Raw genomic sequence first — 23555 nt, forward strand, 5'->3', positions numbered from 1 at the left:
CAGGGCCCCGGCCAAGGCCAGAGGCTCCGCCGCCTTCACCCGGCGTGCGAAAGGCCGAGCCGCTTTTCCATGCTGTAATTGTGGATCGGCACGCCGCCCACTTCGAAGTCGTTGCGGTGGAGGAGGGTGAAGCCCTTGCGCTCGAACAGCGGCCGGGCGAGCTCGCTCGCCTCGACGAAGATCCGGTCGAGGCCCTGGCGAAGGGCGATCGCCTCCAGCGCCGAATAAAGAGCGGATCCCACTCCGCGGCGCTCGCCTTCCGGCGCCGTGTAGAGGAAGTCGAGATGGCCGTTCGCTTCGAGGTCGCCATAGCCGAGGATCGTCTCCGCCTCGACCGCCACCAGGACCGTGCGCCCGTCGGCGCAGCGCGCCGCCATCCGCTCGGCATCGGCGGTGGACGCCCAGGCCTCCACCTGCGCGGCCGAATAAGCGCGCGGGCCGAAATGGCGAACCGAGCGGGCGTAAAGGTCCGCGAGGCGGGGCGCGTCGGCCGGGATGTAGGGGCGGATGTGCATGACGGGAGGAAGTGTCTAGGTTGGATCGCCTGCCGGGTCGAGCGCTCGGCATCAGGGAGACGGGTGGATGGTCGTGGATGGTCGAAGGCAGCTGCCATTGCGGCGCGGTTCGGACAATGCCGGCGAGTGACGGCCGGTCGAGCTTGAGCGGCCTACGCTTACTCCCGAATGTTGCGGCATCGGAGCCGTAGGAGCTCCGGCCCGGTTGCCATCCGACGGCCATTTAGTTAGCATGCTAACTAAAGGAGACTTCATGTCCGATCACCTCTTCCTGTTTGCCCGCATCGTCCCCCGACCCGAGCATTTCGAAGCTGCCCGGGCGGCGATCGGCGGGATCTTGGCCGACACCCGAGCCGAGCCCGGCTGCCACGGCTTTCGGCTCCACGAGGGGGAGGACGGCAAGGCGCTGTACCTGTTCGAGGAATTCACCGACGAGGCCGCGCTCCAGGCGCATTATGTCCAGCCTTACACCCGCGACGTCTTCGCGAAATATGAGAAGTGGCTCGCCGAACCGGTGGCGATCACCCGGATGCGGGCGGTTTCGTGACCGGCCGGACGCCGGTCCGCCGGATCGCGCACCCGTTCCTCGGCAGGAAGGCGCCATGTTCTTCCTGAAGGACCTGCCGACCCGCCAGATGGTCGCGGCCTATGCCGCCCGCCATCCCGCGATGGACGCCGAGCTGGTCGGCAAGGCGCTGCTGATGATGCGCGAGGCCAGCCTGCTCGTCCGCCGCCTGGAGGCCTATTTCGCCGCGCACGACCTTTCGCAGCTCCGGTTCCTGATCCTGATCGTGATCGACCGCGAGCCCGATCGCCAGGCGCTCACCGCGGGCGAAATTGCCGACCGGCTCGACGTGTCGCGGCCGGTCATGACTCGAAGCCTGCAGACGCTGGCCCGGGCAGGGCTGGTCTCGATCGGCGAACATGAAAGCGACGGACGTGCCAGGCTCGTGAAGCTGACCCAGGAGGGCACCGACAAGCTCGCCGCGGTGCTCCCCGGCTATTTCGACCTCATCACGCGCTTCATGCGCGATCGCGGCCCTTGAACGGGCCTTCGCCTCGGCACCCTTCGCCTGCCCGAGCGAGGCAGAGTCTCTGAACGACGTCCTGGACTCCCGGGTCCCGGGGATCAGGCGTTCTGAGCCTGCCTGGAAGCCGAAGCGAGCTTTTCGACCAGATCGTCGGGGATGGTGCGGCTCGGCGAGAAGGTGATTCCGGTCTTGCTGGCCTTGAGCCCGGCCGCTTCGATCTCGCCGGAATGGGCCTTGATGGCGGAAGGGGAGAGATAGAGGCCGCATTGCCGGCTGAACGCCGCATAGCCGGCGACGATCGCCTGGCCGATCCGGAACCCGGGCATGTTGTAGGCGATGACTTCCTCGGCGTCGGGAAGCGCGCGGGCAAGCTGGGCGCGCAATCGGACCAGCAAAGGGCGGAGCTCTTCGGGAACATCGGCAATGTAGCTGTCGTGATCAGCAGCCATGGCCGAAGCAGGCTATGCTTGCCCGGCCTTGCAGGCAAGTGTTCAGCCTTCCCGCGTGAGAGAGGGATGGCGCGGAAGCCAGCGCCCCGGTGATCACCACGCGCCGATCTTATTGATTCCGCTGCCGGGCCCCGAACGTGCTAAAAGCGGTGCGGAGGTGCCGCCATGAACCTGCTTCTATCCGCGCCCGCCCTCGCGCTGGCATTGGCCGTCCAGACTCCTGAGCATCGCCACGAGCCGCAACTGGGCGACGTTTCCTTCGAAACGAGCTGCAATGCCGCCGCCGCGGCCGCGTTCCGGCGCGGTCTCGGCTGGCTCCATTCGTTCGAATATGAGCCCGCCGCCCAGGCCTTCGCCGAGGCGGCCGCGGCCGATCCGAGCTGCGGCATCGCGCATTGGGGCGTCGCGATGAGCTATTATCATCCGCTCTGGGCCGCGCCGAGCGCCGCCGAGCTGGAGAGCGGAAGACAGGCGCTTGCCAGAGCTCGCCAGGCGGGCGCGGGAAGCGAGCGGGAGCAGGCCTATATCGCTGCGCTGGAAAGCTTCTACCGCGACTCCGAGACTCGCGACCACAGGACCCGCGTGCTGGCCTATTCCGACGCCATGGCGCGGCTGCACGAACTCTATCCGCAGGATCGCGAGGCGGCGGTGTTCTACGCGCTCACCCTGGTCGCGGCGGGGACGATGGACAGCGAACCCGGCTTCGCCAGGGAAAGGGCCGCCGGAGCGATCCTCAACCAGGTGCTGGCCAGCGCACCCGACCATCCCGGCGTCGCCCATTATCTGATCCACAGCTTCGATTATCCGGCGCTTGCCGAACTCGCCCTTGCCGCGGCGCGGCGCTATGCGGCGATCGCTCCGGCTTCGCCGCACGCGCAGCACATGCCTTCGCACATCTTCGTCCGGCTCGGCCTGTGGGACGAGGCGATAAGGTCCAACCTCGCTTCCGAGGCCGCGTCGCGAGCCATGGCGCAGGCGCAGGGGCTGCCGGATTCGTCGAGCGAGCGGCTGCATGCGATGGACTATCTCGCCTATGGCTATCTCCAGACCGGGCAGGACGACCAGGCCGAGCGGGTCCTTCGGGAGCTCGAAGCGATCCGCCGCGCCGACCCGCCCGTCTTCTCGGTGGCCTATGCGGCGACGGCGATCCCGGCGCGGCTGGCGCTCGAGCGGCGGCAGTGGAGGGAAGCGGCCGATCTCGAGCTGCCGGAAAATGTCCGCAACCTCGCTCCGCTCGAGAATTTCACCTGGGCCGAGGCGCACATCCATTTCGCGCGCGCCGTGGGCGCGGCGCGGAGCCGCGATGCCGCCGCCGCCCGGCGCGCGGTCGAGCGGCTGAGGGCGATCGAGCAGGCGCTGACGATCCCGCCGGGAACCTATGACTGGCGCACGCAGGTAGCGGTGGAGCGACAGATCGCCGAGGCCTGGGCGGCGCGCGCGGAGGGCAGGGACGAGGAAGCGCTCCGGCTGATGCGCTCCGCTGCCAGCCTCGACGACACGGCCGAGAAGCATCCGGTGACTCCGGGCGCGATCCTTCCCGCCCGCGAGCAGCTCGGCGAGCTACTGCTGGAGCTCGGCCGGCCGGGGGAAGCGCTGGCCGAATATGAGGCGAGCCTGACTCGAGCGCCGCGGCGGCTCGCCGCCGTCTATGGAGCCGCGCGCTCGGCGCGGTTGGCCGGCGATGCGGCGAAGGCGCGAAGCTATTATGCGCAGATCCTGGAGCTGACCGGAGCCAGCGGAGGGGAACGTGCCGAGATCCGCGAGGCCGCGGCCTTCGTCCGGGCGTCCGGGGACGAAGGGACGACGAGCGGGCCCTCACGCTGACGGCATCATCGGCGGTCCGGTCTGGTTGCGCGGGGTGAAATCAAGTGCGGAGGCCGCGATTCAAGTTCGGGATTTTCCCTTGCCTGGCAGAAGGTTGGCTCCTGCGTAGCGGGCCAACTTGAAAGAATCACGAATTCAATCCGGACGCCGAGTCGGGCCGTCGCCGCGGGCGGGCGATCCCCTGGGAAGGATCCGGTCAGCGCTTCGGGTGGCAGTAGGGCGCCGCCGCCTTCGCCGCCTCGATGCGCCGGCTCTCGTCGAGCGTTTCGTCGCGCATCACCTGCAGAAGAAAGTCGAGCGGCGACAGGCCATCGCCGATCGCCGTGGCGACGGCCTGACTGCGCCAGCCGGGCTTGCGCCCGGCCCCAGGCCTAGCGCCGCCGTGCGCCATCCGGCCCTCCTGAATGACGAACGGGCATGAGACCTCCTTTCCGCCTGTCCGGGACAGGCGGGGCTTTGCTGGGGTGGATGCTGCGAGCGCGCGGGCCGCCGGCGCCGACTGGGCTGTTCAGACGGGAAGGGTGCTTGTTCGGAGCGCGACGAACGCCTGAATCAAAAGAGCCGCACTTGGGCGGCCCGAGGCGAGTTCGGCGATGCGCGGGCGGCGGATGCGGCTCTCGCGACTGTTGCGCCGTTACAACAGTTCTCGTTACATGTCAAGGTCCTGCGGGCGTGGCGGGAGGTTCAACCCGGAGGGCAGCCCGAACCCAGATTGGGCCGAAGGTCAGGCGAAACCGGGGCGGTCGGCCTCGCGCGGCCGCATCCGGATCAGGCGCGATGTCTCGACGGCGGCCTGGCGGTGGCGGACGGCGGCGCGGTAGTCGGGATCGGCAAGCATTTCGAGGAAGGCGGAGGCGCTGGGATAGCGGGCGATGAACGCCGTGTCCCAGCGCTCATCCGGCGGCCCGATCAGGACGCCTTCGGGCGTTCCCAACCAGACGATGGTGCCGCCGACGCGCCGGAAGACCGGCCCGCTTTCTTCGCCATAGCGGCGATACGCCTCCGCGCCGGTCAGACCCGCGGCCGCGTCCTCGTGGTCGCTCGGATAGACGGCGCGGTCGCGGAAGCGGACGAGGTTCAGCATCTCGATCGGCGTGTCGCGGGGCAGCGCCTTGAACACTTCGAAGGCGGCGCGCTCGGGGTCGACATGGCAATCGGGCATCGTCGCGGCTCCCTGACTCGGCAAAGCCAGGATCATGGCCGAGGATTGCCTGGCGGGAAAGCGCCGCGCGATTGCTGGCACTTTGCGGTTGTGGTGGCGGGTCAGCATGTCCGCAGTGAGCGGAGGAGAATTAGGTCTTGTGTTCCTGGAATTCAGTGTCCCCGGAATTGAGAGCTCCACCTGCATAACGGTAGCCGCTAAGGTCAAAGGCAGGACCAGGCCCGCGGTCGAGCCAGAATCGCTGAAAATAGATCCGGCGTTTCCTTGGAACGCCTTCGTTCAGCTTGTCAGCAAGCCGCTGCGAGATGAACACCTTGTTCCAGATCCGCTCCGTTGGACCTTCAGCAAGGAAGAGCCCGGAATCGAGAGCTTCACGGTTGACTTCCAGTCGCTCCCAGTCGGAAATTGCGCGGAAGCCAAACCGCCGCGATATCTCCCGTATGCCCGTGACCGGCTCGTGGAAGTCGACATAAGTCACGCTTGAACGATCGAAGTCGAACACCTTGCGCCAATTGAACACATTTACGAACCACCAGTTGCCGAGCACGGTGCCGGTGTCCTTGTAGACAATCTCAAGCGAAATGAATTCAACGTTTGGAACGTGTTCGCTTTCGATGATGTTCTTGGCCCGCGGCGACACGATCGCTCCGCCATGAAACCCATAAAGATCTTTGAGCCGGTCGAGCGACTTCACTTCCGTTCGAGCGTGCCAGACGAGATCCGGCCCTGCTTCGGCGAGGAAAGATCGGCCAAAACTGCGTGGGTCGAGTGCGTTGAGCAGGATCGGTTCTCCGGTCCGTTCGAAGCCGACGACGCAGGGCTGGACGAGCCGGATCTTCTCGCCAAGCAGTTCCGGGAGAGTCAGCAGATATTCTCTTGCAGCCATTGCCTTATCCGCTTTGGTAGTTCGCGACTGAGGGTCAAAGTCCGCGACCCTGGATGACAGACGGAATTCGCTCCCGCCCCGTTCGTGGAAGAGGCAGGGAGCGAGGCCTCCGCCAACCCGGAATCAACGGGCCCAGGTCGACTACTCGCCGACATGTGGCTGTTAGCTAACATGCCTAACAGCATGCCTTCCCCCTCGCTAGCTGCGAGCAGTGGGAACTGTGCCCGCGGAATCATGTCTCGTTGATAGTCGAAGTCGATGGCGCGCGGGCCACTTGTGCCCGGACGGCCCGCGCGGCCGCTGCCTTGGCCCCCGCAGGCGCAGCGGGATTAGGTATTGTGTCCCTGGAATTTTGTGTTCCTGGAGACCGCAGCGTTAGCCGGTAACCATCTCGATTGACCTCTCATCCGGGCCAAGCGGCTCGAAGCGCGCCTTCAGCGCATCATAAGTCGCAGGTGCGATGAACAGGCTTGCGTCGAGGTCTTTGTTGCGGCCCTCGATGCGCTGGCGCGCGATCTCATCTGGGCAGGTCACGCGATAGAGACGGCATTCACCACCCAATTGGGCGACAAGTGCACGCGTGCGGTCCCGCTCTGATCGTGACCAAAAGCCGAAGTCGAGCACTATGTTGAGCCTGAGTTCGAGACAGCGCGTCCAGGTGGCTTCGATCAGCCCAGATACCCTTCCGGCATATTGGGCGAACAACGCTTCGGGTGGGTCGTTGCCATAAAGGGCTCGCATCCACTCGTCATGAGTGAAGCGAATGGCGGCATGCTCCGCCTCCAACTTCCTCGCGAGCGTGGTCTTGCCCACGCCGAGATAGCCGTGGAGTAGGAAAGCCAACGGAGCTAGCTGCGCCATCATGTTCTCCGGGCCGTGAGCGAGGAGAGTAGCCGCATCGACCCAATCTTGAACCGGGACGTTGCGTCACGAGTGCCTACCCGAATTAGGTATTGTGTCCCCGGAATTGTGCGGTCGACAATTAGGTATTGTGTCCCCGGAAATGGCGTTCTCTCCGACATTGGGGGTCGCACCGCCGGAGCTCTGAGCGTGGAGTGCTGCGCCGCAGCTCAGGCGACAATCGATCTAATTAGTGCAGTTCGTGCAATCTTGATGCGGTCCCGTTGTTCTCCCTCGAGGAACTCCAGCGCATCGAAGCATCCAGTCATCGCCTCCACCTCTGTCGAGTACCGCTTAGTGCCCCAGCGATGCTCTGGGTCACGAGGACCTTTGGCACCTACCTGGAAACGCCCATCTGCCTTGCGGCCAACCACGAAATGGAAGCCGTCGATCTCGATGTAAGGCGCCCCATTGCGAGAGACCTTCCAGCCTTTGCGCTTGTGGAAGTTCTGACGTCGTCGCGCGCGTGAGCGCATGCGTTTGTCTCGGTCGATTGCCTCTTTCTTCTCTCCAGACATGTGTCCCGCGCAGATGCACCCACAGTGAAGCTGCTCTGGGTATCGGTCATTAGACATCACATGCACGAAGCGGACTTGCATCGTCTCGCACATCTCGCAGGTAACTAGCTCTCCCATGTCTTCCTTCGCATCGTACTCCCGCACGAAAGTCCAGCCGAGATGAGGTACATCTTTTCGCGCCCACTTTCCCCGACCTGCAGTGATCGCCTCAGCTTCAGCGTCCATTTGTCACGAACCTTCGATGACTACGGGCTTCTCGAACCTTTCTATAGCATCGAGCGGAAGACCGAAATGGCCTGTGAGACCTGCTTTAGCATCTCACGTCGGGGCTGGGCTGGCGCAGTAAGGAAGAGGTCGGGCTCTTGCGGCCGGCCCGATCGCCGACGAAGTCGACAGCAGGGGCTGCAACACCACCCGCGTCTGGTGGGGCCCGCCTGAACCTGTCGGCCGGCGGCGGCTGCGGGCGAGGTAGGTGGAGCCGACGGGAAACGAGGTCTCCGCGACGGAGCAATTGAGTATAGTGTCCTCGGAATTCCCTCAGTGTCCCCAGATTTCCCTGAATCCTAGCTCGTCTTGAGCCTAGGCATGTGTCACCAGATTGATACTGGCTCTCCGAAATACACCTGGACCCTATTCTGCGGCAAGAAGATTGACCCTTTGCAGAGTTGAGAAAAAGTGCCTCGTTGAGGCAAGGAGCTCATTAACCAAGAGGAGGCAATGTGCCTTTATGAGGCGAAACGTTCGTAGGTCTGGACTCTGGCACTCATGGCCGCACATGATGCTTCTTGAGTTATGGCTTTTAGATCAACGATTAGCGGTAATCCCGGGGTGAGGTTAAGATGTCGCTCAAATTGATCCATCTGCGGAAGCTACTCAAAATACTGTACTTGGACCCGAACCGCCGAATCTCCGCTCTACGAGCCGACATTCGCGAAGACCTCGCTCGGGAGGGGCAGCCGGGTGCTGGGGGAGATTTCTACGGTCCATTCTGGCGCGACGCGAAGGACCATGTGTTTGATGTGTCCGACCTCCGCGACACGACCAGAATGCGAATTGAAAGCAACCCGGCACGAGCGAGCCTATATCCACAGCTCAGAGACGGCTTTCTCTTGTGGTGGGATCAAAGACGCAGGTGGACGAATGAGCCGTATCGGCGAGCCGAGAACTTGAAAGCCCGATTTCCCTTCCCCGGCCTAGACGCAATAGTGAAAATCGCAAACGTGCTCGCCGTTCGAGATGCTCGAAACGTAGGACATTTCGTCTATCCTTACTGGTTCCCCGAACCCAGCCTTTCGGATGAGTCGGCACGACTCGGGCTTTGGCTACTAGCACGAGCCTTACCCAACGTGCAGCCGGACGCCCTTAGATTACTTGATGTCGTCCGAGGGCGAACATTCTCGATAGACCGCACCCAACTCAGAGGCGACGAGGAGCAGGTGTTTAGGAGCCGCTATGCCGCCGCGATCAGTCAGCAGGAGGCACTAAGACTAGAATACCTCTAGTAGTTTTATTGTTATGCGGAAGGACGATGCATTCGCTCAGCAAGAAAATAGAGGCCATGTAGAGTCACTACAACCAAGTTTACCACCCAGAAAGAAAGAGCTATCGATCCTAAGACGTTCAAAGTACGAGATGTGTTACGCGGTACAATAGAAGCTAAGACATCACTTATGTCGCCCGAAAGCGAGAGAGACATGTACAGAACTACCGATAAAACAGAAAGATAAGCGAACAGGTAGCATATGTACATACGGTAAGTTAGACAAATTGTGTGGTTTTGGCCCTTCGACGCCACTGACAGTTGAGCGCCATCTCCCTCGATCAACTGATCCAAATAACTTGACTGAAAGGAGGAGACTGCGGCTAAGGCGGCAATGTAGAAGCCAGGCAATGTCACCAAAGACATGGCCGTGGCTTCAGCTACCCTTCTCAGCGGAACCGGCACACCGAGAATGGTCGCTACAAGGTAGCCGATGATGAGGATGGCAGTGGCAGCGGTCGGGATCCCATAGCGCAATGTATTCAGGCCGCCTCCTTGTATCCATCCAAAAGCTATGGCTCGCGTGAGTTGATATCGTACCACGACTAGTCTCTATAGTCGATCAAGAGCTGCTTCATGGGATCTGCGATCCTGGGAACGATAACATCGGTAGTCATACGAAGAGGTGGAAAAATCGGAGCAATCCGGCGAGCTTGCACATACGATTGTTCTATAGCTCCGGTCGTCATGTCTATCTCAACCGATTTTGGATGACCGGTTTGATCTTTGAAGTGGATCTTTGCGCGATCATAAGTGGTGTGTTTAGAAGAAATCGCCGCTATGATGCGTTCCAGTCGGTTCTCACTCGGAATGTTCCTATCAACTGATAGTGTCAATCGGAAGGACTTGCTCCTAATGAACGGATCATTGCCTATCACAGTGTGGACCGTGCTGTTCCGCAGTTCGATATCGCTGATATATCCATTCTCTATATCTTGATGGAGTTGGTCGGAAATGTGTCCAAGTAACTTGAATCTCGGCTTAAATTCGTGGACCTTAACCTGACCTTCTCTGGTGCGGGCCCCGGAGGGGTCGGGGAAAGTGAAGTGACCGGGATGGGAATCGTAGAAGTTGCTTAATAGGTTATTCAACAGGGAGACTACATTGCGGTGACTGACTCCCGATACCCCCTCAAGTACAGCTATGTACGTATCCGGCTCTGATGCGGTGAGGGAAACAACAAGATGCGCAGCTGCATCTCCTCCTTCATGGTTTTCCTTCTGGAGAAGACGAAGGTGACCGTTGTTCACGTTGGAATAGCCATACTCCGGTGAGCGGCGATCCGAAGCTCGAATTAGGAGCGTTGCAGTCTGGTTGACCTCATCAAACTCAATCGGGCCAAGGAAGTGCCAGAGATGCCCGGCTCGGTCTCCCGCGGCGCGGAAGCGGCCGGCCTCTCGCTCAGCAGCAAGTAGATCTAGCATTGTCCTTAATGCTGGAAGCTGCGCGTGGGCAGCCCGCGACGTGACCATTAGATCGTAAAAATATACCGCCCGTTCGTCTCTCTTCATTGTAGGCACTCCCCGCCGGATCGGGGCTCATGCTATCCGAAAGCCGCGATGAGGCAAGTTTTGATAAACCTTCTGGCGCTCGCATTCACTTGAGGTACCTAGATGATCTTTTGAGATGCTGTGGTTATGGTACGACGCTTTGGTTCTGTCTCAATCAACGGATGGAGTGAGTTTGTGGCCACTGCTGATCCCTCCCTGAACTTTGAGGCTTAGCGCGTTCCTGATTATGATCGTGCTGATGTTCCGAACGGCTCTCATGCAAGTTGCTCACGATGCCTCCGTGGTCGTGATGATCTTTCATCCGCAGCGTCTTTGAATGCATATTCTTCCCTGCATTCACCGCCCGTTACCTACTCAGCGGCTTGCCGCTCCCGGACGGAAGCCCGCCGGGCTTTCGCACGCTTAGGTGAGGGTTCGACGGCAGGCGTCTTCCCGGTGAGCAGCGGCTTCAGATAGTGCCCGGTATAGGAGCGTGGCTCTTCCGCAACCTGCTCCGGAGTTCCCACGGCGACAATCTCACCCCCCTTGTCGCCACCCTCGGGGCCCAGGTCGATCACCCAATCCGCGGTCTTGATGACCTCCAGGTTGTGCTCGATCACGACCACGGTGTTGCCCTGCTCGACCAAAGCGTGGAGCACTTCGAGGAGCTTGCGCACGTCCTCGAAGTGGAGGCCGGTGGTGGGCTCGTCGAGGATGTAGAGGGTCTGGCCGGTCGCCCGGCGGCTGAGCTCCTTGGCGAGCTTGACGCGCTGGGCTTCGCCGCCGCTGAGGGTCGTCGCCTGCTGGCCGACCTTGACATAGCCCAGGCCCACTTCCTCAAGCATCCGCATCTTTTCGCGGATCGGCGGCACCGCCTTGAAGAATTCCACCGCATCCTCGACCGTCATGTCGAGGACGTCGGCAATGCTCTTGCCCTTGAACTTCACTTCCAGAGTTTCGCGATTGTAGCGCTGGCCGTGGCAGACGTCGCAGGTGACATAGACGTCTGGCAGGAAGTGCATCTCGATCTTGATGACTCCGTCGCCCTGGCAGGCCTCGCAGCGGCCGCCCTTGACGTTGAAGCTGAACCGGCCCGGCTTGTAGCCGCGCGCCAGCGCCTCCGGCAGTCCGGCGAACCAGTCGCGGATGTTGGTGAAGGCGCCGGTATAGGTGGCCGGGTTCGACCGCGGCGTCCGGCCGATCGGCGACTGATCGATGTCGATCACCTTGTCGAGATGTTCGAGGCCGGTGAGCTTGTCGTGCCGGCCGGCGGTGACCCGGGCGCCGTTGAGATGGCGCGCGGCCGCCGCATAAAGGGTGTCGATGGTGAAGCTCGACTTGCCCGAACCCGACACGCCGGTGATGCAGCAGAAGGTGCCGAGCGGGATCGAGGCGGTCACGTTCTTGAGATTGTTGGCGCGGGCGCCGTGGACGGTCAGCTTCTTGCCCGTGCCCTTGCGGCGCTTTTCCGGAAGCGGGACGGAGCGGCGGCCGGTGAGATAGTCGGCGGTCAGCGACTTTTCGTTGGCGAGCACTTCGTCGAGCTTGCCGCGGGCGACGACCTCGCCGCCATGCACTCCGGCGCCCGGCCCCATGTCGATGACATAATCGGCCGACCGGATCGCATCCTCGTCATGTTCGACGACGAGCACGGTGTTGCCGAGGTCGCGAAGCCGCTTCAGGGTGACGAGAAGCCGGTCATTGTCGCGCTGGTGAAGGCCGATCGACGGCTCGTCGAGGACGTAGAGAACGCCGGACAGGCCGGAGCCGATCTGGCTGGCGAGGCGGATCCGCTGGCTTTCGCCGCCGGACAGGGTGCCGCTGGTCCGGTCGAGGTTGAGATAATCGAGCCCGACATTGTTGAGGAAGCCGAGCCGCTCGTTGATCTCCTTGAGGATCGCGCGGGCGATCTCGCGCTGGGTGGGGGTGAGCTTTTCCTCCAGGGTCGAGAACCAGTCGAGCGCGTGGCGGACCGAGCGGCGGGTGGCCTGGCTGATATGCTCGCCGGCAATCTTGACCGCCAGCGGCTCGGGCCGGAGGCGGGCGCCGCCGCACGTCTCGCACGGCGCGGCGGACTGATATTTGCTGAGCTCCTCGCGCATCCAGGCGCTTTCGGTCTGGAGCATGCGCCGGTTGAGATTGCCGATCACGCCGTCGAACGGCTTGTTGACCTCATAGCTCTTGCGCCCGTCGACGAAGCGGAGCGTGACCGGTTTGCCCCTGGTGCCGTTGAGGATGATGTCGTGGATCTCGGGGGGCAGATCGCGCCAGGGCGTTTCCAGGCTGAAGCCGAATTCCTTCGCCAGCGAGCCCAGCACCTGCATGTAATAAGGGCTGGGCGGGTTGGAGCGCGCCCAGGGGACGATCGCGCCCTTCTTGATGCTCAGCGCCTCGTTGGGGACGACCAGCTCGGGATCGAACAACTGCTTTTCGCCGAGACCGTCGCAGCCCGGGCAGGCGCCCTGCGGCGCGTTGAACGAGAAAAGGCGCGGTTCGATCTCCGGAATGGTGAAGCCGGACACCGGGCAGGCGAACTTCTCGGAAAAGACGATCCGGCCGGGAGGGGCATTGTCGGCGAGGACGGCGCGTTCATGGGCTTCCGCCAGCGCCTTGGCGACTCCGGTGCGGGCGCTGCTGATCTCCGCATCGGCGGATTCGATGGCTGAGGAATTGGGGCCTTCGGCTGGACCTTCTTCCGTTTGGGCTGATGATGGAGCTGCGCTATCCCCCGGATAGCGCGATGGAGGCTCCATCATTGTCGAAGCCTTCCCTTTTCCTTTGCCGCCGAGGGAAGAAGAATTAGGCCCTTCGACAGGCTCAGGGCGAACGGAGGGGGAGGGGTCAGCTTCAACCTCGAAGCGCTGCGGCATTTCGCGGACCGAGGCGGCGGCGGGGGGATCGGCGGGATCCAGATAGACGAGGCCGTCGGCGAGCTTCAGGGCGGTTTCGAGGCTGTCCGCCAGCCGGGTCTCGATCCCTTCGCGGACGACGAGCCGGTCGACGACCACCTCGATGTCATGCTTGTACTTCTTGTCGAGCGCGGGAGCGTCCTCGATGTCGTGGAACCTGCCGTCGATCCGCACCCGGGTGAAGCCGGCCTTCTGCCATTCGGCCATTTCCTTGCGATATTCGCCCTTGCGGCCGCGGACGACCGGCGCGAGCAGATAGAGGCGAGTGCCTTCGGGAAGCGCCATCACCCGATCGACCATCTGGCTGACCGTCTGGGCGGCGATCGGCTCGCCGGTGACGGGCGAATAGGGCACTCCGACCCGCGCCCAGAGCAGGCGCATATAATCGTAGATTTCGGTGACGGTGGCGACGGTCGAGCGCGGGTTGCGGCTGGTCGTCTTCTGCTCGATCGAAATGGCCGGCGACAGGCCCTCGATATGGTCGACGTCCGGCTTCTGCATCATTTCGAGGAACTGGCGCGCATAGGCGCTCAGGCTCTCGACATAGCGCCGCTGCCCTTCGGCATAGATGGTGTCGAAGGCGAGGCTGGACTTGCCGGAACCGGACAGGCCGGTGATCACGGTCAGGGTCTCGCGGGGAATGTCGACATCGACATTCTTGAGATTGTGCTCGCGCGCCCCGCGGACGCTCAGGTGGGTCAGCATCGCCGATCGTTCCAGATTTGTTCTTGTTGTTACTGAGGCTCGCGCGACTCGTCAACGCGGGTTCGGCCGAGATGGGTGCGGCAGGGCGGCAGGGCAAGGGCGGCGCGATGTTCGCGACCATCCGGCATGCAGCGATGAGCGCCCGGAACCGCTGCTCCGGGTCGGCGCGGGCCGGTCCGGCCGGCCCTACCCTAGGTAGATAAACGGATCCGCCGGTGAAGGGTGCGGTAAGCCCCGGCTTCTAGTCGCTGACCGCACCTCTGGGGTGGGGAAACCTGATTGTCGGCAACAAGAAGCTGGAAATGGCGCTTCGGGCATAAAGTCCTGGCGCCGCTGATCGTCGCGACTTTCGCCGCGATCTGTCTCGCCGTGGCGGGACTGTTCTGGGTTGCCAAGCGAAGCGACGACATCTCGGTCGAACGGCAGGTCCGGACCACGCAGGTCGCCATGGACGGAGCGGTTGCGCGGATCGGCCATGAGCAGCAGGTCGGCGCCGTCTGGGATGAAACCGTTCTTCAGCTGCGCAAGCCCCGGCTCGACCTCGACTGGTTCGACGTCAACTTCGCCGCCTGGTACAAGACCATGTTCAATCACGACCAGGTCCATGTCCTCGACGAGCAGGATCGGCCCATCTACTCGGCCGTCGACGGGCGGCGAGCCTCGGCGACCGATTTTGCGCGGATCCGCGCCGACCTGGGCCCCCTGGTCGACGTCGTTCGCGGACGGGTGGCGATGACCAGCCATCGCTTCGACCGTCACCCCAACCAGTCGGCACCCGGGGCCGCAAGCGAGACGACGGGAGTCGCCATTCACGACACCCGGCTCGTTTCCGTAAACGGCCGGCCGGCGGTCGCGAGCGTGATGCGGATCAGGCCGCATACGGACACTCTGCGCCTGCCCGAGGGGCCGGGGCACCTCCTGGTCAACCTCCACTTCATCGATTCCGATCTCCTGAACGAGCTGGCGACCCGCAACCTCATCGCCGAGCCCCGCCTGTCCCGGACCTCGCAGGCCCGGCCTGGCGAGCGGGTGATCCCGCTGGCCAATGACGAAGGCGAGCCGATCGCCTGGTTCGCGTGGCGGCCGGAGCTTGCCGGATCGCGGATCCTCGGCGTTCTCGGCCCGATCACCGGCGCCGCCTTGGCGCTGCTGATCCTCGTCATGGCCTGGCTGGGCCATCGGCTCTGGCGCTCGACCTCGGCGCTGCAGGAGACCCTGCTCGATCTCAGCACAAGCGAGGCGCAGGCCCAGCACCTGGCCTTCCACGACAGCCTGACCGGGCTTCCCAACCGGGCGCTGTTCAACGACCGGCTCGACCAGGCGCTGGCCCAGGTGCGCCGAGGCGGCGGGCTGGCGCTGCTGATGATCGACCTCGACCGGTTCAAGCATGTCAACGACTCGTTCGGCCATCTCGCCGGCGACGCCCTGATCCGCGAATTCGCGGCCCGGATCTCCGGATTGCTCCGGGCGTGCGACACCGTCGCCCGGCTGGGCGGCGACGAATTCGTCCTGCTCCTTCCCGGAATGACCCGACGCGAGGATGTCGAGGCGCTGTGCGGGCACATCCTCGATTCCGTTCACCAGCGATTCGAGGTGCTCGGCAATTCCGCCTTCGTCGGAGCGAGCATCGGCGTCGTCCTTGCCCCGGAAGCGGGGGTCGAACGGACCGAGCTGATCCGCAAGGCCGACATCGCGCTCTACCGGGCCAAGGAGGAAGGGCGCGACTGTTTCCGGATCTTCAGCGAATGCATGGACGAGCGGGTCCGATTCCGGAGCGCGATCGAGGACGAGCTTCGAGTTGCGCTGGAAAGCGGCGACCAGCTTCGAGTCCATTACCAGCCCGAAGTGTCGAGCGACGGCCGAGCGATCGTCGGGCTCGAGGCGCTGGTGCGCTGGCAGCATCCGGAGCGCGGGCTGATCTCGCCGGAAACCTTCGTTCCCGTCGCCGAGGAGACCGGCCTTATCGGCCAGCTCGGCGAATGGGTGCTCCGCGAAGCCTGTGAGGTGGCCCGACGCTGGCCGCATCTGTTCATCGCCGTCAACCTTTCGCCGGTCCAGTTCCGCACTTCCGGCTTCGCCGAGCGGGCGGTCGAGATCATCGAAAGCGCCGGAGTGGCGCCCGGCCAGATCGAACTGGAGATTACCGAAAATATCCTGATCGACGACGACGAGATGATCCGCGCTTCGCTGGCCAAGCTGCGCGCCGGCGGGATCCGGATCGCGCTGGACGATTTCGGCACCGGCTATTCCTCGTTGAGCTATTTGCGGCGCTTCGAAGTGGACAAGATCAAGATCGACCGGTCCTTCGTCCAGCATCTCGGCCACCGGGTGGACTCGGCCTCGATCGTCGCCGCCGTGGTCTCGATCGGCCATGCCATGGGCCTGACCGTCAGCGCCGAGGGGGTCGAGACCCGGGAGCAGAGACGTTTCCTGTCGATCGCCGGCTGCAACCAGATGCAGGGCTTTCTCTTCTCGCCGGCCGTTCCCGAGAATGAGCTGGCGGCCCTGCTCGACGAGGCCGACCAGGAGCGCCTTCGCGCCTGAAGCGGTCCGGCCGGCCGATGCCCCGGACTGGCTAGCGATCGCCGGCTGACTCGATCCGAAGCGGCGCAGGTTCGCGTCGAAAGACTTGGAATGGCCGCCGCGCCTGATATCCTGAGCGGAAACGAGCAGGGGGGGTTCCATTTGCTGAAGAACGGTGTTGCGGGCCTCCGCCTGACCCTCGCTTTGGCGGTCACTGCCGGCGTCGCAGCGGCTGGACCGTCGGCGGCCCTGTCCGCACTCGGCCACTCGCAGACGGATCCGGCACAGGCCGCTTCGTCGGGCGGTAGTGCGGCCTCCCCACCCAGGCTCGACCAGACGGAAGCCCGCTTCGCGCAGGATTTCGAGGCGCTGATCGGCCATGCGCGCGAGCGACTGCCTGACGTTCCCGGCCTCTCGATCGCCGTCACCCGCCACGACCGGCCGCTTCATGTCGCCGGAGTCGGCCGATCGGACATCGAAGCAGGCCTTCCCGCGACCGCCGACAGCCGGTTCTACATCGCTTCCTCGACCAAGAGCTATGTGGCGCTGGCGCTGGCCTTGCTCGATGCGCGCGGCGAGATCGACCTTGACTGGACTCTTGCCGAGCTTGCCCCGGACGTTCGCTTCGACCCTGCCGTTCGGGCGCGGGAGGTGACGCTTCGGCACATGCTGAGTCACACCCACGGCTTCGCCAGCGACGCCATGACCGATCGGCTCGCTTATTCCGGCGAGCATGATCGGCCCATTTTGTGGCGGCTGCTGTCCGCGCTGCGCCCGAACGGCGACGCGCCGCTGGGAGAATTCGCTTACGGCAATGTCGGCTACAATGTCGCGACCTTGCTGGTCGAGCGACGGTTGGGAAGATCGTGGCAGGAGATACTGGAAGCGGAAGTCTTGAGGCCGCTGGCCCTCGAACAGACGCTCGCTCGCGGCACCGCTGAAGCGCGCTCGCGGGGCCTGCTGGCCGCGCCTTATCACAGCCTGCTATCGGATGGGCCAGCCCGGCTCTACCTGATGAAGCACGACGACAACATGCATTCGGCCGGCGGCATGTTCTCCAGCGCCAACGACATGGTTCGCTGGCTGCAGCTGAACCTCGCCGCCGCCCGCGGCGCTCGCTCCGCTCTGCCCGCCGAAATCGTCGCTGCCACTCACCGTCCGATCGCCCAAGTCGGCAGCCGCTTCGAGGGTTTCCAGCGCAGCGGCTACGGTCTCGGCTGGTATTCGGGCGATTATGGCGGCGAGACTCTCTACCACAGCTTCGGAAGCTATGTCGGCGCGCGCGCCCATGTCTCCTTCATGCCCGCCCGCGACTTGGGCGTTGCCGTTCTGGTCAACGACCAGGGTGCAGGCTTCGTTCTTGCCGACGTGCTCGCGGCCTATGTCTATGACTGGTTCGGGCTTGGCGCGGAAGCGGCCGACCGGTCGGCGCGGGCCAAGATCGAACGGATCGCCGCCGAGGTCCCGCGCCGTCGCGCACGCCTGGCCGCCGTCCGGGCGGAGCGGGCTTCGCGTCCGTCGACGCTGACTCTTCCGACTGCCGCTTATGCCGCCCGCTATTGCAATGCCGATCTGGGCACGATCGCCGTCGCCGAACGCAACGGCCGACTGACGATGACCATGGGGCGGTTGAGCGCCGACCTCGAAGCCTCGACGGCCGCCGACGCCGTTCGGGTGGAACCGATCCCCGGCAATGGCGAGGAACTGCGGTTCCGGGTCGAGAACGACCAGGTGACCGGCCTCGAACTTCGAAACGAGGCTTTCACTCGCTGCGGATGAGGTTGGAGATGCGGGGAAACAAGACGATCGAAACCGAGGCCAGCGTCGACGCCTTTCTCGACTCGATCGCCGATCCCCGGCAGCGCGAGGAGGCGAGGGAGGTGCGGGCGCTGATGGAGCGGGTTTCCGGCTATCCGGCGCGAATGTGGGGCCCCAGCATCGTCGGCTTCGGAAGCTATCGCTACCGTCACGAGAGCGGCCGCGAAGGCAGCATGAGCCGGATCGGCTTCTCGCCCCGCTCGAAGGAGCTGGTGCTGTACATTTTCGGCGGCTTTCCTCGCTACCAGCCCCTGCTCGACCGGCTCGGCAAGGTGAGGACCGGCAAGTCCTGCCTGTACGTCAAGCGCCTGGCCGACATCGACCGGGACGTTCTCGAGGCGCTCGTCCGGGAATCGCTCGACCATATGCGCGAAGCCTATCCCGAAGACGCCTGATCATTCATCGCGCCTTCAGCTTTCGGGGCCGACAGCTTGATTGCGACCGGCCGAGCGTTCCGAGCGACAGTTAAAGCTTGCATCCTGCTACAAACGTGGCATGCTACAGGAGTAGCAAGGTGAGCAAGATGATCGATTCCCTTCCAAGACGCGAACGCGAGATATTCGAGATTTTGTGCAGCGCCGGCGAGGCGACCGCCGCCGAAGTGCGCTCGGCAATGGCCGATCCGCCCAGCTATTCGGCGGTCCGGACGCTTCTGGCGCGGCTCGAGGGGCGGGGCCTGGTCAAGCATCGAACCGTCGACCAGGCCTATGTCTACCAGAGCGTCCCGCAGCCGGCGAAGGTGCGCGAATCGGCCTTGAAGCAGATGGTGAAGACCTTCTTCGACGGTTCCGCCGCAAGCGCCGCCACGGCTCTGCTCGGGCTCACCAAGAGCCTTTCGCCCGAGGAAGCGGCGGCGCTCAAGCGGGCGATCGACGAAGCCAAGGCCAAGGATCCCGGGGAATGACCGCCGACTTCTTCCTGGAAATGGCGTGGAAGTCGTCGCTGATCGCCGCCGCGGCGCTCGCTCTCGCCTGGGCGCTTCGGTCGCGTTCGCCCGCCGACCGGGCGATGGTGCTTCGCGCCGGAGTCGGTGCTTTGCTCCTGCTTCCGCTGATCGCCTATGGCGTTCCGGCGCTGGAGATCGAAGCCTGGGCCGCGCGCGAGCTCCCGGCCGCCGCCGCCGCCCGGACTCCGCAGACCGAATTCGCCCTGCCGATGCTTGCCAGCCTTCAGCCGGCGGACACCAGCATCTGGGACGATCCGACGCCGCTGATCCTGATCGCCTATTTCGCCGGCCTGGGCATGGCCGCCGCCCATCTCTTCGCGGGCGTCCTGACGCTTCGCCGCTGGACCGCGGCGTCGAGGGAGGTCAGCTGCCCGGAATGGCTCGCCGCCTTCGACAAGGTGCGCTGGGCGGCGCCGCGCGGCGAGAAGATCCGGCTGCTGGTGTCGGAGGAGCTCGGCTCTCCGGTCAGCTGGGGATGGTTCAACCCGGTGATCCTGATCGATCCCGACACGCTCGATCAGCCGGAGGACGCCCAGGCCATTCTCGCCCATGAAGTGGCTCATGTCGCCCGCCGCGACTGGCCGGCGCTGATCCTGTCGCGCCTGGTCGCGGCCTTGTTCTGGTTCAATCCGCTCGTCTGGAAACTGGAACGGGAAGCGGTTCAGCAGGCGGAGGAAGCGGCCGACTGCCACGCGCTCGATTGCGTCGAGCCGTGCCGCTACGCCGAAACCCTGCTGGGCTGGGCCAAGACCCATGGCGCCCTTCCGGCGAACAGCATCGCGCCGAGCGGAAGCGCGCTTGCCCGGCGGCTGCGCTCGATCCTGGACGGCAGCCTTCGCAGCCGTCCATCGGGCTCCGCCTGGACGGCCTTCGCCATGCTCGCCTGCCTCGGCCTTGCCGCTCCGGTGGCGGCGCTGGAGCTGGTCGAAGCGCGGCCCGCCGCGCCCCAGGCTCCGGCCGCGCCCGTCGCGCCCCCGGCTCCGGTCGCGCCCTCGGCGCCCGCCGTTCCGACGGCACCGGCCGCGCCCTCGGCCCCGGCCGTGCCGGCAACTCCGGTTGCGGCCTTCACCGTCACCGCTTCGGCTCCGACCGCTCCACCGGCTCCGGTCGCGCCGGTTGTGCCGGACTCGGTCCGGCCGCCGCTGCCGCCCGCTCCGCCGGCTCCGCCGGCCCCGCCGGCGCCGCCCGCGCCTCCGGCCCCGAGCGCCGAAGCCCGGCCGACCATCCCTGTCGACGCTCTGGTGGCGATGCGGATCCACGGAGTCGAGGCCGGCGACCGAGCCCGGCTGGCGCGGATCGGCCCGCAATTCGCCCGGCTGTCGGCCGACCAGATGGTGGCGATGCGGATGCACGGAGTCACTCCGGAATTCGTCCGCGGAATGGTCGAGGCCGGCTATCGCAACGTCAGCCCCGACCAGCTCGTCGCCCTGCGGATCCACGGCGTGAGCGTCCGGCGGGCCCGCAAGGCAGGCGAGCGGGGCGCTCGGCCGTCGGTGGATCGCCTCGTCGAAATGGCCATTCACGGCGAGCCTTGAGGGGGAAGACGGGGATGCTCGGCAAGCTTCTGTTCGCAGGCGTGACGGCGGCGGCTCTGGCGCAGAGCCAGCCGGCGCCTTCCGCCCCTGCCGAAACGCTGCCAGTCCAGTGGGAGGTCGAGCCTTCCGACAGCGCCGGCAAGATCCAGCTCAGCCTTCGCCAGCGAAGCGGCAACGGCTTCAGCCACATGTCGTCGGACTATCCTCCGGACCAGCTCGATGGGCTCGATCCGGGCCGGGACGGGCCGGCGCGATTCCGGATCGTCCGCGAAGCCGGAACGCTCGATTGCGAGGGTCGTCTCCGCGGCGGACGCGGCTCGGGCGAATGCCGGTTCGCCGCGGACTCCGGCTATGCCGCGGCTCTCGAACGGCGGGGGATCGGCCGGCCGACGCTTCGCGAGCAATATCAGCTGGCCCTGCACGATGTCCGGATCGCCCTGATCGACGAACTCGAGCGGCAGGCCTATCGCGACCCGAGCGTCGACGAGCTGGTCGCGCTCGCGATCCACGGCGCCACTGCCGACTATCTGAGGGCGCTCGATTCGGCCGGCTTTCGAGCCGGAGATCCGGACCAGCTCGTCGCGATGCGGATCCATCGGGTGACCCCCGAATTCGTCGCCGGCCTGAGCGCGCTCGGCGGCGACTATGCCCGGCTCGGCGCCGACGATCTCGTCAACCTCCGGATCCACGCCGTCGGGCTCGACTTCATCCGCGAACTCGCCGCGCTCGGCTATCCGGCGCCGTCGGCGGAAGAGCTGGTGTCGATGCGAATCCACGGAGTCACTCCGGAATTCATCCGCGGCATGGCCGAGGCGGGCTATCGCGGGATCAGCCCCGAGCAGCTGATCAGCCTGCGGATTCACGGAGTGACGCCGGAATATGCGCGGCAGGCGAACCTGCGCACCGGAAACTGATCGATTCGAAGGGGAAGGGTGATGGACGTCGGATTCTTCGCGGAAATGGCCTGGAAGTCTGCCCTGATCAGCGGCGCCGCCCTTCTGCTCGCTTATGTTCTGAGATCCCGCTCCGCCGCCGACCGGGCGCTGGTGCTCCGGATCGGAGTCGCCATGCTCCTGCTGCTTCCGCCGATCGCCCTCGCTCTTCCGGCGCTCGAGATCGCCGCCTTCGCGCCCGACTCGCCGCCGCCGATCCCGCTCACCGCTTCCGAACTCGAGCTTCTGGCGCTCGCCGCCTCGCTTCCCCCGGCGCCCGAGCCGACCCTTTGGGATGATCCCGAGTCGCTCATCCTCCTCGCCTATGTGGCTGGGCTGGCGCTGGTCGGCTCGCGGCTGCTGGCGGGATTGTGGACCCTGCGCCGCTGGACGGCCGCGGCGAGACCGGTGAACTGCCCCGAATGGCTCCTCGCCTTCGAACGGGTGCGCTGGGCCGCTCCGAACCCCGACTCGGTCCGGCTTCTTGTCGCCGACGGGGTCAGGTCGCCGCTGAGCTGGGGCTGGCGCCGTCCGGTGATCCTGATCGATCCGGGCACACTCGCCGATCCCGCGGATTCCGAGGCCATCCTTGCCCACGAAATCGCCCATGTCGCCCGCCGCGACTGGCCGATGCTGATGCTTTCGCGGATCGCCGCGGCCCTGTTCTGGTTCAACCCTCTTGTCTGGCTGCTGGAGCGCGAAGTCGTCCAGCAGGCGGAGGAAGCGGCCGATTGCGAGGCGGCGCAGCGGGTCGAGCCGATCCGCTATGCCGAAACGCTTCTCAGCCTGGCCCAGGTCAACGGCGCCGTCCCCGCCAACAGCATCACGCCTTCGGCCCGGGCCCTGGCGCGCCGGGTGAAGGCGATCCTCGACCGGCGGCTTCGCGAGCGGCCTTCGGGATCGGCCTGGACCGCGCTCGCCATCCTTCTTTGCCTCGGAATCGCCGCTCCGGTGGCGGCGATGAAGCTGGTGGCGCAGGCCCAGGATTCGCCTTTGCCTGCCCCGAGCCCCGCGGCGGAAGCGGCGCCGGGCGTGCCCGAAACGCCCGCTCCGCCGGCCGAACCGCAGCCGCTGGAACATGTCGTCGTCGCCGTTCCCGAGATTCCGGACGTCGCGCCGATCGTGAACGAGACGCTCGCGGCCGTGATTCCCCAGATCCCTGCGATCGTCGCCTCGGCGACGGCGGCGATCCATCCCCATGCCGCCGAGGAAGCGCTCCGCTCCGCCGAGGAGGAGATGCGCCGGACTCGTCGCCTCAGTGAGCGCGAGATCGAGGCGGCGATGCGCGAGGCCCGGCGGGGAATGGCGCAGGCGCGGATAGAGATGCGCTCGATCGATCGCGCCGAGATCGAACGGGCCATGCGCGACGCCCAGCGCGAGCTGGCCCGCGCCCGGATCCAGGCCCGGACCGTCGATCGTGCGGAAGTGGAACGAGCGTTGAGCGACGCTCGCCGGCAAGCCGCTCGGGCGCAGGTGCAGGTTCGGACGGTGGATCGGGCTCGGATCGATCGGGCGATGCGCGAAGCGCAGCGGTCCGCGCAGCATGCGCGAGTCTCGATGGCCCATGGGGCCGAGGGGATGAGGCGCGGTGCCGAAAGCATGGAAGACAATGCCCGGCGGATGGACGAGCAAGCCGATCGGCTGAGCCGCGACCCGGCCTTTCGCGAAAGGGCGATCGCCGAGGCCCGGCAACGGGGCGAGACCGTGACTCACGAGGATCTGATCGAGGCCGCCGAAGGCCTTCGCCGAGGGGCCGAGGGGATGCGCGAAGGCGCCCGCGAAATGCGCCAGGCCGCCGAGCGGATGGGCAGCGGCCGGAGCTGAAGCCCCGGCCAAGGCGCCCTCTCCACCCGCTACTCCGTCGTTGCCACG

At 65.1% G+C, this 23555-nt stretch carries 19 protein-coding genes; 10 read left to right on the plus strand and 9 right to left on the minus strand.

The window, feature by feature from the left end; all coding sequences use genetic code 11:
* Positions 1-35: 35 nt before the first annotated feature.
* On the minus strand, positions 36-515 hold the full coding sequence (locus ACRYLT_RS07820) for a GNAT family N-acetyltransferase (protein WP_482663523.1): 480 nt from the start codon (positions 513-515) through the stop codon (positions 36-38).
* Positions 516-768: 253 nt separating this feature from the next.
* Here ACRYLT_RS07820 and ACRYLT_RS07825 point away from each other — a divergent pair, with 253 nt between their 5' ends.
* Both ACRYLT_RS07825 and ACRYLT_RS07830 read left to right on the plus strand, forming a co-directional pair.
* The gene (locus ACRYLT_RS07825) at positions 769-1062 is read left to right on the plus strand and encodes a putative quinol monooxygenase (RefSeq protein ID WP_482663524.1); all 294 of its coding nucleotides are present in this window, start codon (positions 769-771) and stop codon (positions 1060-1062) included.
* 55 nt (positions 1063-1117) lie between these two features.
* Complete coding sequence (locus tag ACRYLT_RS07830; protein ID WP_482663525.1) at positions 1118-1561, plus strand: MarR family winged helix-turn-helix transcriptional regulator; 444 nt, start codon at positions 1118-1120, stop codon at positions 1559-1561.
* A gap of 83 nt (positions 1562-1644) precedes the next feature.
* Here ACRYLT_RS07830 and ACRYLT_RS07835 read toward each other — a convergent pair whose 3' ends face one another.
* Positions 1645-1995, minus strand: coding sequence for an iron chaperone (locus ACRYLT_RS07835; RefSeq protein WP_482663526.1), 351 nt, complete (start codon positions 1993-1995; stop codon positions 1645-1647).
* 165 nt (positions 1996-2160) lie between these two features.
* Here ACRYLT_RS07835 and ACRYLT_RS07840 point away from each other — a divergent pair, with 165 nt between their 5' ends.
* Positions 2161-3819, plus strand: coding sequence for a hypothetical protein (locus ACRYLT_RS07840; RefSeq protein ID WP_482663527.1), 1659 nt, complete (start codon positions 2161-2163; stop codon positions 3817-3819).
* A 196-nt stretch (positions 3820-4015) separates the two neighbouring features.
* On the opposite strand, the gene ACRYLT_RS07845 is transcribed toward ACRYLT_RS07840, so the two are convergent.
* The 7 genes from ACRYLT_RS07845 to uvrA form a co-directional block, all read right to left on the minus strand.
* The gene (locus ACRYLT_RS07845) at positions 4016-4210 is read right to left on the minus strand and encodes a hypothetical protein (RefSeq protein WP_482663528.1); all 195 of its coding nucleotides are present in this window, start codon (positions 4208-4210) and stop codon (positions 4016-4018) included.
* A gap of 333 nt (positions 4211-4543) precedes the next feature.
* On the minus strand, positions 4544-5017 hold the full coding sequence (locus tag ACRYLT_RS07850) for a DUF1330 domain-containing protein (protein ID WP_482663529.1): 474 nt from the start codon (positions 5015-5017) through the stop codon (positions 4544-4546).
* 94 nt (positions 5018-5111) lie between these two features.
* Positions 5112-5867 (minus strand): imm11 family protein, encoded by a 756-nt coding sequence (locus tag ACRYLT_RS07855; protein WP_482663530.1) that lies wholly within the window; start codon positions 5865-5867, stop codon positions 5112-5114.
* 375 nt (positions 5868-6242) lie between these two features.
* Positions 6243-6728, minus strand: coding sequence for a P-loop nucleotide/nucleoside kinase family protein (locus tag ACRYLT_RS07860; RefSeq protein ID WP_482663531.1), 486 nt, complete (start codon positions 6726-6728; stop codon positions 6243-6245).
* A 209-nt stretch (positions 6729-6937) separates the two neighbouring features.
* Positions 6938-7510, minus strand: a complete 573-nt coding sequence (locus tag ACRYLT_RS07865; protein ID WP_482663532.1) for a hypothetical protein — start codon at positions 7508-7510, stop codon at positions 6938-6940.
* 1860 nt (positions 7511-9370) lie between these two features.
* Positions 9371-10336 (minus strand): hypothetical protein, encoded by a 966-nt coding sequence (locus ACRYLT_RS07870; protein ID WP_482663533.1) that lies wholly within the window; start codon positions 10334-10336, stop codon positions 9371-9373.
* A gap of 350 nt (positions 10337-10686) precedes the next feature.
* A complete protein-coding gene (gene uvrA / locus ACRYLT_RS07875; RefSeq protein ID WP_482663534.1) occupies positions 10687-13929 on the minus strand; it encodes an excinuclease ABC subunit UvrA in 3243 nt (1080 codons plus the stop codon).
* A gap of 279 nt (positions 13930-14208) precedes the next feature.
* On the opposite strand from uvrA, the gene ACRYLT_RS07880 reads away from it, so the two are divergent.
* From ACRYLT_RS07880 to ACRYLT_RS07910, 7 genes are all read left to right on the plus strand, one after another.
* The gene (locus ACRYLT_RS07880) at positions 14209-16473 is read left to right on the plus strand and encodes a putative bifunctional diguanylate cyclase/phosphodiesterase (RefSeq protein WP_482663535.1); all 2265 of its coding nucleotides are present in this window, start codon (positions 14209-14211) and stop codon (positions 16471-16473) included.
* A gap of 90 nt (positions 16474-16563) precedes the next feature.
* Positions 16564-18231: a serine hydrolase domain-containing protein gene (locus ACRYLT_RS07885; RefSeq protein WP_482663536.1), complete on the plus strand. Its 1668-nt coding sequence runs from the start codon at positions 16564-16566 to the stop codon at positions 18229-18231.
* An 8-nt stretch (positions 18232-18239) separates the two neighbouring features.
* The gene (locus ACRYLT_RS07890) at positions 18240-18665 is read left to right on the plus strand and encodes a DUF1801 domain-containing protein (RefSeq protein ID WP_482663537.1); all 426 of its coding nucleotides are present in this window, start codon (positions 18240-18242) and stop codon (positions 18663-18665) included.
* A gap of 128 nt (positions 18666-18793) precedes the next feature.
* Positions 18794-19174 (plus strand): BlaI/MecI/CopY family transcriptional regulator, encoded by a 381-nt coding sequence (locus ACRYLT_RS07895; protein WP_482665422.1) that lies wholly within the window; start codon positions 18794-18796, stop codon positions 19172-19174.
* Entirely contained in the window at positions 19171-20751 is a 1581-nt protein-coding gene (locus ACRYLT_RS07900) for a M56 family metallopeptidase (RefSeq protein WP_482663538.1), read from the plus strand. Before ACRYLT_RS07895 ends, ACRYLT_RS07900 begins: the two co-directional genes overlap by 4 nt.
* Before the next feature lie 14 nt (positions 20752-20765).
* A complete protein-coding gene (locus tag ACRYLT_RS07905) occupies positions 20766-21665 on the plus strand; it encodes a hypothetical protein (protein WP_482663539.1) in 900 nt (299 codons plus the stop codon).
* Positions 21666-21686: 21 nt separating this feature from the next.
* Positions 21687-23507, plus strand: a complete 1821-nt coding sequence (locus ACRYLT_RS07910; protein ID WP_482663540.1) for a M56 family metallopeptidase — start codon at positions 21687-21689, stop codon at positions 23505-23507.
* Positions 23508-23555: the final 48 nt, after the last annotated feature.

It is taken from the genome of Sphingosinicella sp. SM1-17 (assembly GCF_056821765.1).

Bases quoted from the DNA above. Each gene is read 5' to 3' on its own strand.
- ACRYLT_RS07820 (WP_482663523.1), bottom strand. From the start codon at position 515: ATGCACATCCGCCCCTACATCCCGGCCGACGCGCCCCGCCTCGCGGAC.
- ACRYLT_RS07825 (WP_482663524.1), top strand. From the start codon at position 769: ATGTCCGATCACCTCTTCCTGTTTGCCCGCATCGTCCCCCGACCCGAG.
- ACRYLT_RS07830 (WP_482663525.1), top strand. From the start codon at position 1,118: ATGTTCTTCCTGAAGGACCTGCCGACCCGCCAGATGGTCGCGGCCTAT.
- ACRYLT_RS07835 (WP_482663526.1), bottom strand. From the start codon at position 1,995: ATGGCTGCTGATCACGACAGCTACATTGCCGATGTTCCCGAAGAGCTC.
- ACRYLT_RS07840 (WP_482663527.1), top strand. From the start codon at position 2,161: ATGAACCTGCTTCTATCCGCGCCCGCCCTCGCGCTGGCATTGGCCGTC.
- ACRYLT_RS07845 (WP_482663528.1), bottom strand. From the start codon at position 4,210: ATGGCGCACGGCGGCGCTAGGCCTGGGGCCGGGCGCAAGCCCGGCTGG.
- ACRYLT_RS07850 (WP_482663529.1), bottom strand. From the start codon at position 5,017: ATGATCCTGGCTTTGCCGAGTCAGGGAGCCGCGACGATGCCCGATTGC.
- ACRYLT_RS07855 (WP_482663530.1), bottom strand. From the start codon at position 5,867: ATGGCTGCAAGAGAATATCTGCTGACTCTCCCGGAACTGCTTGGCGAG.
- ACRYLT_RS07860 (WP_482663531.1), bottom strand. From the start codon at position 6,728: ATGGCGCAGCTAGCTCCGTTGGCTTTCCTACTCCACGGCTATCTCGGC.
- ACRYLT_RS07865 (WP_482663532.1), bottom strand. From the start codon at position 7,510: ATGGACGCTGAAGCTGAGGCGATCACTGCAGGTCGGGGAAAGTGGGCG.
- ACRYLT_RS07870 (WP_482663533.1), bottom strand. From the start codon at position 10,336: ATGAAGAGAGACGAACGGGCGGTATATTTTTACGATCTAATGGTCACG.
- uvrA (WP_482663534.1), bottom strand. From the start codon at position 13,929: ATGCTGACCCACCTGAGCGTCCGCGGGGCGCGCGAGCACAATCTCAAG.
- ACRYLT_RS07885 (WP_482663536.1), top strand. From the start codon at position 16,564: ATGGCCGCCGCGCCTGATATCCTGAGCGGAAACGAGCAGGGGGGGTTC.
- ACRYLT_RS07890 (WP_482663537.1), top strand. From the start codon at position 18,240: ATGCGGGGAAACAAGACGATCGAAACCGAGGCCAGCGTCGACGCCTTT.
- ACRYLT_RS07895 (WP_482665422.1), top strand. From the start codon at position 18,794: ATGATCGATTCCCTTCCAAGACGCGAACGCGAGATATTCGAGATTTTG.
- ACRYLT_RS07900 (WP_482663538.1), top strand. From the start codon at position 19,171: ATGACCGCCGACTTCTTCCTGGAAATGGCGTGGAAGTCGTCGCTGATC.
- ACRYLT_RS07905 (WP_482663539.1), top strand. From the start codon at position 20,766: ATGCTCGGCAAGCTTCTGTTCGCAGGCGTGACGGCGGCGGCTCTGGCG.
- ACRYLT_RS07910 (WP_482663540.1), top strand. From the start codon at position 21,687: ATGGACGTCGGATTCTTCGCGGAAATGGCCTGGAAGTCTGCCCTGATC.